General features: G+C 68.1%; 11 protein-coding genes. 2 read left to right on the forward strand and 9 right to left on the reverse strand.

The features are described from left to right. Positions 1-27: 27 nt before the first annotated feature. Positions 28-1,578 (reverse strand): calcineurin-like phosphoesterase C-terminal domain-containing protein, encoded by a 1,551-nt coding sequence (locus ACW7G3_RS03485; RefSeq protein WP_456981156.1) that lies wholly within the window; start codon positions 1,576-1,578, stop codon positions 28-30. Between the two features lie 99 nt (positions 1,579-1,677). Between ACW7G3_RS03485 and ACW7G3_RS03490 the strand changes: the two genes are divergently transcribed. Further along, a complete protein-coding gene (locus ACW7G3_RS03490) occupies positions 1,678-3,513 on the forward strand; it encodes a sensor domain-containing diguanylate cyclase (protein WP_456981070.1) in 1,836 nt (611 codons plus the stop codon). Positions 3,514-3,540: 27 nt separating this feature from the next. On the opposite strand, the gene hisIE is transcribed toward ACW7G3_RS03490, so the two are convergent. The 8 genes from hisIE to ACW7G3_RS03530 form a co-directional block, all read right to left on the reverse strand. Then, entirely contained in the window at positions 3,541-4,161 is a 621-nt protein-coding gene (gene hisIE, locus ACW7G3_RS03495) for a bifunctional phosphoribosyl-AMP cyclohydrolase/phosphoribosyl-ATP diphosphatase HisIE (RefSeq protein WP_456981071.1), read from the reverse strand. A 4-nt stretch (positions 4,162-4,165) separates the two neighbouring features. Beyond that, entirely contained in the window at positions 4,166-4,939 is a 774-nt protein-coding gene (hisF, locus tag ACW7G3_RS03500) for an imidazole glycerol phosphate synthase subunit HisF (protein WP_456981072.1), read from the reverse strand. Then, positions 4,933-5,682: a 1-(5-phosphoribosyl)-5-[(5-phosphoribosylamino)methylideneamino]imidazole-4-carboxamide isomerase gene (gene hisA / locus ACW7G3_RS03505; protein ID WP_456981073.1), complete on the reverse strand. Its 750-nt coding sequence runs from the start codon at positions 5,680-5,682 to the stop codon at positions 4,933-4,935. The genes hisF and hisA overlap by 7 nt, the downstream gene beginning before the upstream one ends. Positions 5,683-5,755: 73 nt before the next feature. After that, positions 5,756-6,832 (reverse strand): bifunctional histidinol-phosphatase/imidazoleglycerol-phosphate dehydratase HisB, encoded by a 1,077-nt coding sequence (hisB, locus tag ACW7G3_RS03510; protein ID WP_456981074.1) that lies wholly within the window; start codon positions 6,830-6,832, stop codon positions 5,756-5,758. Further along, positions 6,829-7,917, reverse strand: coding sequence for a histidinol-phosphate transaminase (hisC, locus tag ACW7G3_RS03515; RefSeq protein ID WP_456981076.1), 1,089 nt, complete (start codon positions 7,915-7,917; stop codon positions 6,829-6,831). Before hisC ends, hisB begins: the two co-directional genes overlap by 4 nt. After that, positions 7,914-9,209, reverse strand: coding sequence for a histidinol dehydrogenase (gene hisD / locus ACW7G3_RS03520; protein ID WP_456981157.1), 1,296 nt, complete (start codon positions 9,207-9,209; stop codon positions 7,914-7,916). Before hisD ends, hisC begins: the two co-directional genes overlap by 4 nt. Positions 9,210-9,220: 11 nt before the next feature. Then, positions 9,221-10,135 (reverse strand): ATP phosphoribosyltransferase, encoded by a 915-nt coding sequence (gene hisG / locus ACW7G3_RS03525; protein ID WP_456981077.1) that lies wholly within the window; start codon positions 10,133-10,135, stop codon positions 9,221-9,223. Positions 10,136-10,146: 11 nt separating this feature from the next. Beyond that, on the reverse strand, positions 10,147-10,473 hold the full coding sequence (locus ACW7G3_RS03530; protein WP_456972497.1) for a YerC/YecD family TrpR-related protein: 327 nt from the start codon (positions 10,471-10,473) through the stop codon (positions 10,147-10,149). A 279-nt stretch (positions 10,474-10,752) separates the two neighbouring features. Here ACW7G3_RS03530 and ACW7G3_RS03535 point away from each other — a divergent pair, with 279 nt between their 5' ends. Continuing rightward, entirely contained in the window at positions 10,753-11,820 is a 1,068-nt protein-coding gene (locus ACW7G3_RS03535; protein ID WP_456981078.1) for a hypothetical protein, read from the forward strand. Positions 11,821-11,866: the final 46 nt, after the last annotated feature.

Here is an 11,866-nt window from a genome sequence, read left to right on the forward strand (position 1 = left end):
CGTCGCAACCGACGAGCCGTTCTGTCGCTACTCGTTCGGCGGCGCTTTCTCTATCAGCCGGTAATCCGTCCACGCCCGCTGTTCGCCATGCCAGCGGCCGAACGCACGCACCTCGATGCGGTGTTCGCCAGCGTCCAGATCTGTGGGCAACGCACCTCGCCACAGATGTGTGGATGGCTGCGCCTCGGGTGAGCGGTCGAAGCCCCGCAGCTCGGTGGCCAGATCATCGCGAACGTTTTCCACCACCAGCCGCGGGTCGGGCGCCGACACCCGGCGCATCGGCTGCCATTCGCCCTCGCCCACCCGGAACTCCACCCGGGTGTCCTCCAGCCCCATGTACACGTTGGCGTACACGCCCCACGCCGGATAGGCACCGCGGCGCAGTGCGCGCGGTGCATGCAGGGCCATTGCATCGGTGAAGCCGGGATCGCCGTCACCATGGTGCCCGCCACGGTGCCAGGACAGGCGGTAGCCGCCCTCGCGATCGATCACCAGCCGTGCATACCCGCTGGGGGTGCCGTCGGCCATGGTCGAGTCCGGCACGCCGTCGCTGCCTGCCACGCCGGACCAGAAAGCGCCGCTGGCGGCACCCACGTTGAACTCGTGCAGCGGCTCGGCGCCGTGCCAGCCGGACTCCGGGCCGTGGAACACGTGCTGCAGCGTATGCCGGTGCCCGCTAAGCACAAGCACCCTGGGAAAGCGCTGCAGCAGCGCGAACAGCCGCTCGCGGTCCGCGTGGCGGAAGGTTTCCCGGCCAGGCGCAGTGTCGAACAGGGGCATGTGCACCAGCAGGACCAGCAGCCGGTCGGTGGAGAGCGCAGGCAGCCAGGACTCAAGGAATTCAAACTGGTCCGGACGCAATCCGCCGATGTAGGCCGGGCGTTCCCCCGGCTGGTAGATCACGTTGTCCAGGCCGACGAAAACGGCCTCGTCCTCTTCCCAGGCAAACGTGTCGGGCCCGTATACCCCGCGGAACGAGCGTAGCGAATCCCGGTCGTGCCCGACTTCGAAATCCAGGTCGTGGTTGCCCGGCACGTGCAGCCAAGGCACGCCCAGGCTCGCGGTGACTTCGTTCAGCGCCGGATAGAGCGAGGGCACATCGTTGGTCACGTCGCCCAGGGTCACTCCCAGGCGGGCACCGTGCCTGCCACGCAGTGGGGCCACGATTGAATCGCGGTAATAGCCCACCTCGCGCAGGTTGGCGGTCTGCGGATCGCTGAATACCAGCACTTCCAGGCTGTCGTCTCCAGCGCCTTCCGGATCAGCCGGCAGCAGTTCGAAGTCGCAGCCCTGGGGCTCAACTCCGCTGCGCCAGAAGTCCGGCAGTCCATCCGCTCGCGCCGGCACCACGTATCCGGGTGGCTTGATCACGAACACGGCGCCGGCTGGTGCCGAGGCCAGGGTCCACTGCCCTTCCGGCCCGCTGGCGACCACCTGCCGTCCGTCGGATACAACAACCCCGGCCAGGCCGCCGCCTCCGGACACCCGTACGGTGCCCTGCAGGCAGCCGGCCTCCCCGGCGTGGGCGGGCAAAGCGAGCAGCAACAGCAGGCACAACCAGGCAGAACGCATACGGATTCCATGAAACGGAGGGGAGCCCGATTATGCCGCTCCCCGATGCAAACCGCGCCGCGCTGGTCTAGTCTCCACGCTGGGGCCGGGGCCCCGGGAAAAGCCATGGCTGGCAGGTCCGTCACATCCGCGATCGGGGCATACGTCTGGGCGGCCTTGCTGCTGGCGTGTCTGTGGTCGGGCATGCCCGCGGCCGCCGCACCCGTCGAGCTGCCCGCGGATGTTGATCAGCTCAGTCTCACCCCGCATCTGACCTACCGACACGACGAGCCATCGGCCGATCGCATGGAAGACGCTTTTGCTCATCTGCAGGCCGGACGGTTCGAAGCGGTCCCGGGTGACAACGCGGCGTTCGGCTTCCAGCGCGGCGCCTTCTGGTTCCACGTCGGCCTGGTGAACCGCAACCCGTCGGAACAGCGCTGGCTTCTGGTGCAGGAATATCCGCTCAGCGACCGCCTGGACATCTACGTGCGCTATGCCGATGGCCGGATCCTGCACCAGTCAGGCGGGGACCACCTGCCCTTCGATGTGCGCAGCGTGCGCTACCGGCACCCCAACTTCCAGCTGGAGCTGCCCGTGGACCAGCCGGTGGAACTGCTGGTGCGGGTGCAGAGCGAGAGCTCCATGCAGGTGCCGCTGGAGCTGTACACGCCCGCGGCCTTCACCGAACTTTCCCGCGATGCGCAGCTGGCCATGGGCCTCTACTACGGCATCCTGCTGGCGCTGTTCTTCTACAACCTGGTGCTGTGGATCTCGCTGCGCGACGCGAGCTATTTCTGGTACCTGTTCCACATCACCGCCTTCGGCCTGGTGCTGTTCACACTAAACGGATTGGGATTTGAATACCTGTGGCCCAACTGGCCCTGGCTGGCGGACAAATCCGTACCACTGTCGATCTGCCTGGCGCTGATTGGCATGAACCAGTTCACCCGCACGTTCCTCGAGCTGCCCCAGCGCTGGCCGGTGGGCAACGCCGTCAGCCTGACAGTGATCGGCTTCTTCCTGTTTTTCGGCATCGCCTCGCTCTGGCTTCCGTACCGGATCGCAACGCCGGTGGCGGCGTTGGCGGTACTGGTGGGGATTGTCTGGATCGTGACCGCCACCATCCACGTGGTCCGGCTCGGCTACCAGCCTGCTCGCCTGCTGCTGCTGGCGTGGGGCATGTTCCTGCTTGGCACGGCGGTGTTCACCCTGCTTGCCTTCGGCCTGCTGCCGAAGAACTTCTTCACCGAGTACGGTGTGCAGATCGGCTCGGCCCTGGAAATGCTGCTGCTCTCGATCGCGCTCGGCTATCGCTATGCCGGACTGCGCAACGAGAACGAGCGCATCGCCGGCGAGGCCAACGTGATGCTGGAGCGCAAGGTGGCCCAACGTACCCGGGAAGTACGCAATGCGCTGATGCAGCTGGAGGAAGTGCACGACAGGCTGCGCGAATCCAGCCGCCGCGACGGCCTGACCGGCCTGTACAACCGCACATGGTTCCACGAGTCGTTCGACCGCATGGTGCGCGAAGCCCGCGACAGCGGTCGCCCGGTATCGCTGCTGATGGTGGACATGGATCACTTCAAGGCCATCAATGATCGCTACGGCCATCTGGTTGGTGACGAGTGCCTGCGCTGGGTGGCCGGCCGGATCAGCAGCGCGGCGGGAGACGATGCGCTGCTGGCGCGCTTTGGCGGCGAGGAGTTCGTGGTGGCCCTGCCGCACCATGACCGCTCAAGGGCTGTGGCCGTGGCCGAAGCAATCTGCCAGGCGCTCAACGCTGGGCCCTGCCCTGCCGGCCCGGAGCCCATCCGGGTGACGGCAAGCATCGGCGTGCACACGCTTGGCGCGGAAGACCCGGACGATGTTGCCCAGGCTCTGGAAGTCGCCGACAAGGCCATGTACGTGGCCAAGGCGCAGGGCCGCGACCGCGTGCACAGTTCCGCCTCGATGGCCTGAGCAGCGCGCTCCGCGCGGCGCGGCAGCTCAGCTTTCGCCCTGTGAGCGGGCCTCCAGCCTGCGCTCCAGATCGGCCAGCCCCAGCCCGCGGGCGCGCAGCAGCACCAGCAGGTGGTAGACCAGATCGGCAGCTTCGCCGACGAGCGCTGCATCGTCCTCGGCCACCGCTGCCAGCGCAGTCTCCACACCCTCTTCGCCCACCTTCTGGGCGATCCGCCGCAGACCGCCTTCGAACAGGCGCGTGGTGTAGCTGCCTTCCGGCCGTTCCGCCTCGCGTTCGGCGACCAGCGCGTCCAGCGTTGCCAACACGCCAGCGCCGGGAGCTCCGGCAAAGCAGCTGGGCCGCTGCAGGTGGCAGGTGGGCCCGTGCGGACGGGCCAGCACCAGCAGCGCATCGCCGTCGCAATCGGCCTGCACGGACACCAGCTCGAGCACGTGTCCTGAACTCTCGCCCTTGGTCCACAGCCGGCGCTTGCTGCGGCTGAAGAAGGTCACCAGCCGCAGTTCCAGCGTGGCGGCCAGCGCGGTGCGGTCCATGTAACCCAGCATCAGCACGCGCAGGCTTTCGGCATCCTGGACGATGACCGGCAGCAGGCCATCGCTCTTGTCCCAGTCCAGGGTGCCGCCGTCGGGAGCTTGTGGGGTCAAACAATCATTCACTGCGTACCTCGATCCCCCGCGTGCGCAGGGCGGCCTTGAGTTCGGGAATACTGATCGTGCCGCTGTGAAATACGCTGGCAGCCAGCGCGCCGTCAACATCGGCCTGCTCGAATGCCTCGATGAAGTGTTCCAGCGCACCGGCACCGCCGGATGCGACCAGCGGCACGCTGCAGACTTCACGCACGGCGGAAAGCTGGGCGATATCGTAACCGCGGCGCACGCCGTCGCTGTCCATGCAGTTGAGTACGATCTCGCCCGCGCCCAGGCGCTGCGCCTCGACTACCCAGTCGAGCGTGCGCAGCCCCAGCGACCGGGTCCGGTCGGGGTCACCGGTATGGCTGCGAACGCGCCACTCGCCATCCGGTTCGCGGATCGAATCGATTCCCACCACCACGCACTGAACCCCGAAGGCTTCGGCCAGCTCACCAATCAGCGCCGGACGCTCCAGCGCGGGCGTGTTGATGGAGACCTTGTCGGCACCCGCATTGAGCACCGCCCGGGCCGTGGCCACGTCGCGGATGCCGCCGGCCACGCAGAACGGGATGTCCAACAGCGCGGAGACCCGTTCGATCCAGCGGTAATCCACGGAGCGCCCCTCCGGGCTGGCGCCGATGTCGTAGAACACCAGCTCGTCCGCGCCCTGGTCGCGGTAGCGCAGCGCCAGTTCGGCGATGTCGCCCATGTCGACGTGGTCGCGGAAGCGCACGCCCTTGATCACCCGGCCATCGCGCACGTCCAGGCAGGGAATGATCCGGCGGCTCAGCATCCCGCTGCCTCCAGCGCCTGCGACAGCCGGAAGCGTCCGTCCAGCAGCGCCCGCCCCAGCACGATGCCTGCGCAGCCCGCATCCCGCGCTGCGATCACGTCTTCCACCGCTGACACGCCGCCCGAAGCCTGCACTTCCAGTCCGGGTGCAATGGCCCGCAGGTGGGCGTAAAGCGCCAGGCTGGCGCCGGTGAGCATGCCGTCGCGGACGATGTCGGTGCTCAGCAGGTGACGCAGACCGGCCTGCCGGTAGCGATCGGCAAGCTCGTCCAGGGTCTGCGCGCCGGTCTCGGTCCACCCGTGTACGGGCAGGCGCCAGACACCTTCGTCGTCGAGACGTGCGTCCAGCGCGACGGTGATGCGCTGTGCGCCGAACTCTTCGATCCAGCCGAGCACCAGCTCGGGCTCGCGCACCGCCAGCGATCCGATCACAACCCTTGAAGCACCCGCCTCCAGCAGCTGGACGACGTCGTCGCGACTGCGCACGCCGCCGCCGGTCTGCACCTTCAACCGTCCCTCCACGGCAAGTGTCTGCAGCAGCGGCAGCAGCGTGTAGCCGCCGCTGCGTGCCGCATCCAGATCCACCAGATGCAGCCACTGCGCGCCCTCGTCGGCATAGCCCCGCGCCACGCCCAGCGGATCGTCGCCGTAACGGGTCTCGCGGGCATAGTCGCCCTGGGCCAGCCGCACCACGCGTCCGTCGCGCACGTCTATTGCCGGATAAAGGATGAATCCTGTGCTCATGTTCCCGCCTCGATGAAGTTCTGCCACAGGCGCGTGGGGAGCGTTCCGGATGGAGCTGCCCCGGCCACGCGCACTACAGCGCGCCTTTGGTGCTGGGGAGCTCCTTGCCCTCGCGCCGGATCGCCTGGCGCAGTGCGCGCGCCAGGGCCTTGAAGGCGGCTTCGATCTTGTGGTGATCGTTGTCGCCGCGTACCGACAGGTGCAGGTTGAGCCCCGCGGCGTCGCTCAATGAGCGGAAGAAATGCGGCACCAGCTCGGTGGGCAGGTCGCCCACCTTCTCGCGGCGGAATTCGCCCTCGAACACCAGCCACGGCCGGCCGCTGAAATCCAGCGCCACGCTGGCCAGCGCCTCGTCCATTGGCAGGGTGAATCCATACCGGCCGATACCGCGCTTGTCGCCCAAGGCTTCGCGCAGCGCCTGGCCCAGCGCCAGTGCGGTGTCCTCGACGGTGTGGTGCTCGTCGATGTGCAGGTCGCCGGTGGTTTCGACCTCCAGCGCGAACCCGCCGTGCTTGCCGATCTGCTCCAGCATGTGGTCGTAGAACGGCAGGCCGGTGCTGACCTTCGGCTCGGCCACCAGGTCCAGGTCAACACGGATGCGCACCTGCGTCTCGCGGGTATCCCGCCGCACTTCGGCCCGGCGCGGCGCATCCGCCAGCTCGTGGGCAATGCCGGCCCAGTCCCACTCGCCGCCGAACTGCTCCGTGCGCAGCAGGAAGCCGCGGATGCCCATGTTGGCGGCGAAGGCGTTGTCGGTATCGCGGTCGCCAACCATGGCCGACCGCTGCGGGTCAAAGCTCCGCTCGCGCAGGTAGTGCAGCGCCAGACCGATCCCTGGCTTGCGCGTGGGCAGGTTGTCCTCCGGCCAGCTGGTATCGATCAGCACTTCGCGGAACGTGATGCCCTGGCTCTCCAACACCTGCATCATCAGCGCGTGCGGTCCATCGAAATCGGCCTGCGGATAGCTTTCGCTGCCCAGCCCGTCCTGGTTGCTGACCATCACGAACTCGTATCCGGCGTCGCGCAGCTTCAGCAGCGCCGGGATCACCCCCGGTACAAAGCGCAGCTTGTGATACGCGTCGATCTGGAAGTCCTCGGGCTCCTCGATCAGGGTGCCGTCGCGGTCGATAAAAAGGATCGGGGTACTCATGGGGTGGGCCCGGTGCAACACGACGAAAGGATTTCCAGAACGCGCTCGTTCTGATCGGGGGTACCTACGGTGATCCGCAACGCATCGTCCAGCTGGCAGGCGGCGCGCTGGTCGCGCACTACGACCCCGGCTTCCAGGAGCGCCCGAAACGCACGGTCGGCATCGGCAAGGCGGACCAGCAGGAAGTTGCCTTCCGACCGATAGACCCGGCGCACGCCCGGGAGCGCCGCCAATGCCTGGCGCAGGCGCTCGCGTTCGCTGCGCACCAGTTCGACATGCTTCGTCGTGTATTCCAGTGCTTCCGGCGACAAAGCGGCCAGCGCAATGTCCACGCAGGGCGCCGGCACCGGATAAGGCGCCTGGCAGCGGCGCAGTACGGCGATCAGCTCGGGCGCGGCAATGACCGCTCCAACCCGCGCCCCGGCCAGGGCATGTGCCTTGGACAAGGTACGCAGCACCGCGAGATTGGGGTGGCTTGCCATCAGGCTGATCGCCGAAGGCCGGGAGGAAAACTCGCCGTACGCTTCGTCAATCACCAGCAGGGCTCGGCCCTCCAGCCGGCGCGCAAGTGATGCAATTGCCTGCAGGGACACCGGATTGCCGGTGGGGTTGCCCGGCGAGCACAGGAACACCAGCTTGGCGCCAGCCGCGATGGATCCTTCGGCCAGCGCATCAAAGTCGGGAGCGAAGCCATCCTCGCCGTCCACCAGCGGCACTTCCAGCAGCGGTGCGCCCTGCAGCCGGGCGCTGACCGCATACATGCCGAACACCGGCGGCGTCACCGCCACCGCGTCGCGTCCGGGCGCACACAGGGCACGCACCAGCAGGTCAATGGCTTCGTCACTGCCGCGGCCAACCAGCAGCTGTTCCGGCGAGCAGCCGTATACACGCGCCAGCGCGACCGTCAGCTCCGGCGGCTGAGGCTCGGGATAGCGCCGGCAGGTACCGGATGGGTCGCCGGAGCTCGCCCAGGCGGATTCGTTGGCATTGAGCCAGACCTCTCCCTGCAGGCGCTGGCTGCGCGCCGAACCGTATCCGGCGAAGCCGCGCAGGTCTTCGCGCACCAGCTCCAGCACGCTGCTCATGCCGCCTCTCCCAGCCGCAGCCGCACCGCATTGGCATGGGCTTCAAGCCCCTCGGCCTGCGCCAGGGTGATAGCACAGGGGCCGATCGCCGCTATACCTTCCGGCGTTGCCGCCTGGACGCTGATGACTGTCTGGAAGCTGGCCACCGACACCCCGCTCCACGCGCGCGCGGCGCCGTTGGTGGGCAGCACGTGGTTGGTGCCGCTGCAGTAGTCGCCCAGGGCTTCGGGAGTGTGATCACCCAGGAAGACGGAACCTGCTGCCTGCACCCGCTCCAGCCAGGCTCGCGGCTCGCGCAGCGCCAGGATCAGGTGTTCGGGCGCATAGGCATTGCTGATCCGGAAGGCTTCTTCCAGCCCGTCGACGATGATCAGGCGCGACCGGGAGAGCGCCTGCGCCGCGATCCCGGCACGCGGCAGAAATTCAAGCTGCCCGGCAAGCTCCCGCTCCACCGCATCGATCAGCGCTTCGCTGTCGGACAGCAGCAGCACCTGCGAGTCCGGACCGTGCTCGGCCTGCGACAGCAGGTCGGCGGCAACCCAGGCGGCATTGGCCCCGGCATCGGCGATCACCAGCACCTCGGATGGTCCGGCGGGCATGTCGATGGCCACGTTGCCCGACTGCGCAAGCTGCTGCTTGGCTTCGGTCACCCACGCATTGCCGGGCCCGAACAGCTTGTCGCAGGCAGGCACGCTGCCGGTGCCGAGCCCCATGGCCGCGATCGCCTGCGCGCCACCCAGCTTGAATACCCGCGCCACACCGGTCATCCGCGCTGCCACCAGCACGGCCGGATCAGCGCTGCCATCGGCCCGGGGCGGCGTACACAGTACCGCCCCGGCACACCCCGCCAGGCGCGACGGCACGCCGAGCATCAGGGCAGTTGAGGGCAGCGGCGCGCTGCCGGCCGGCACATACAGACCCACCCGGCGGATCGGTCGCACCACGCGCTCGCACACCACGCCCGGGGCAGTCTCCACCGCGTAGGGCTGGGTCATGCCCGCGCGGTGAAATGCCTCAATCCGGCCGGTCGCCTCGGCCATGGCGTCCCGCAGTGTCCGGGGCAGCGCGGCCTTGGCGGTGGCAAATTCTGCTTCGCTCACCTCTAGCCTGTCCAGCGCAACGCCGTCCAGTCGCGAGGTGATGGCACGCAGCGCAGCGTCACCGCCGGTGCGGACTTCGTCGACTAGAGCGGAGACGGTGTCGCGCACTTCAGCCGCAATGGCTTGTACCGGCCGTGCCAGCGCGTCACGACGTGCATCCGCGTCCAGCGACGACCAGCGCAACCGCTGGATGGACAGCTGGCTCATGCCAGGCTCCTTTCAACCGGCAGCACCATCAGGCTGCGTGCGCCGGCCCTGCGCAGTTCCTCCAGCCGCTGCCAGGTCATCTCGCCGCGGCACAGCGTCTGCAGCGCCAGGGTGTCCTCGCCATCCAGCTGCATCACCGTGGGGCGGTCCGCATCGGGCAGCAGCTTGAGTACATCGTCCACCCGCGCCCGGTCCGCCTGGAACATCAGCAGGCGGCTGTCCTTGAGCCGCAGCACGCCATCCATGCGTCGCAGCAACAGCTGCAGCAGGTCGGCACGCACATCGGCAAACGCCTGCACCGGGGCGGCCAGCACCGATTCGCTCTGCAGCAGGGTAAGCACCGGCTTGAGCTGGTTGGCAGCCAGCGTGGCGCCGCTGGAGACCAGGTCGCAGATCAGGTCCGCCTGTCCGAGCCGGGGCGCGATCTCCACCGAGCCTGAGAGGAAGACCGCCTCGGCGTCGATGCCCTGTCCCTCCAGCCACTGGCGGACCAACTGCGGGTAGCTGGTGGCGATGCGCTTGCCGCGCAGCTGTTCCGGCCCCTGCCAGTCCCACGTGTCGGGTACGGCCAGGTCCAGGCGGCAGCCGCCGAAGCCAAGCGCACGGATCTCCTGCGCCACCTGCGGGGTGCCTGCCAAGGCCCGCTCCGCAGTCTGTTCGGCCAACACGTTGCGACCGACGATACCGAGGTCACACACGCCGTCGGCCAGCAGGCCGGGAATATCGTCGTCGCGGACCAGCAGCAGATCGATCGGCAGCGATTCGCCGTAGCAGAACAGGCGGTCGCGGCTTTCGCGCCAGTCCAGGCCGCAGGATTTCAACAGAGCGCGCGAAGGCTCGCCGAGGCGGCCGGACTTCTGGATGGCAATGCGCAGGCGGTCACGCGCCGCGCCAGTGACAGGTGGACTCATGGCGGGCAGGCTCAGTGGGAAGGAGCGAGATGGGGGTATTGCTTGCTCACGGCCGCGGCATAGCCGTCTTCGCCGTACTCGATGGTGCGGGCGACCCGGCCAACGGTGGTCACGCTGACGCCGGTACGCTCGTGGATCTCCCGGTACGGGACGCCTTCCAGCAGCAGGGGCACCACGCGCCAGCGATCGGCCATGGCCTCCAGCTCGGCGGGCGTGCACAGGTCGCGCAGGAACGCGGCGACCTCTTCCGGGCTGTCCAGGGCGGCCAGCGCTTCGGCCAACGCCCGGAACGGGGCATCGGCTTCCTTCTTTTGACGCGGGGCGGCACGTTGTTTCACCGCGCTAATGTAATAGCACGTTATTACATTGTCAAATGCCGCGCCGATGGCATTTGGATCCCGGGGTACCCTTGGACTGACAGCTGCGGGGCTGCCCGCACGCCGGAGAACGAAATGGATGTCCGACTCTTGACCCTGCTGCTGTGTTTTTTCCTTGCCGTTCCGCACAGCTCAGCCGCGCCCGGGGACGGCTGTAGCGTTCCTCCGGATGGCGGGCCAGTCAGCTCGCGCGCGGCACTGGATGCCTGGCTGCAGCGCTGCCCTTCCCCGCTCCGGCATATGACACCGGGCGCGCGGGGGCGCTTTCTGGATTCACTTGATTTCAACGAACGTGGCGTCACCCGGCTGCCCATCGGCGACCTGTCCAGTGAGCTGACCCGCGAAGAGATCGGGCAGGTTTTCGCGCTGCTCGGCCTGCCAGCTGCAGGCGCACCCGCCGGCATCAGCCCGAAGGAGGCAGCATGGCTGCGGAACGACGCCCGCCAGGCGGCGCGCAGCGGCGGCGCGAGCGATACGGAGCTGCGTTTCAACGCCCTGTATTACGCAGAGCTGGGCGCTCCCGGTGACGGGTCCGGCACGACCATTGCCGCGCTCTATGACGCCCTCTTTCCCGCCGAACATTTCCCGGAGGATATCTCCGGGGCCTCCATCCATGACGTCAGGCTGATGTACCGGGCCGCGTTGCTGGCGTCATGGAACGGCTATCGCGCCACCCACGTTACCGCGGCGACGCAAGTACTGGCTGAACTGGAAAAACACGGTGTCGCCACGACGGAAGAACTGACATCGATGCATGAGGTACTGGTACGAGCCGGACAGCTGGAAGAAGCCCGGCACTTCGCCGTCCGCCACGCCGCGGTCGGCCTGGAGCCGCTGCCGCCGTTCCACGAACCGGTTCCGGTTGCCAATGACGTCCCCAGCATTCTCCGGCTGTCGGCGGACGGGGATGGGCTGATGCACGAAGCCGTGGAACTGGAATCCGTGCGGATCGTGGTGGTGGCCGGCCCGGGCTGCCGCTACAGCCATGCCGCCGCCCGTGCGATTGCACAGGATCCCGAGCTCGGCCCCGTCTTCCGGGACCATGCACTGTGGCTGGCCTCGCCCAGCCAGCTGGACAACATCCGGGCGCTGCAACGCTGGAATGACGCACATTCAGGTGCTCCGCTCGTGATCGCGGCGTCGCACGAACGCTGGCCGATGCTCGACCTCGACACCGTGCCGCAGTTCCACGTCTTCCGGGACGGTCAGCTGGCAGCCAGCGTCACCTCGGGATGGCCGCTGGAAGAAGGCAACCGCGAAGCGGTGCTGGCGGCCCTGCGCAGTGCGGGGCTGGCGGCGGACCGGTAAGGTCCGCGCGCCAGCCGCATGGCAGCTCCGGCCAGCCCGGCCGGGC

The organism is Luteimonas sp. A478, assembly GCF_054052025.1.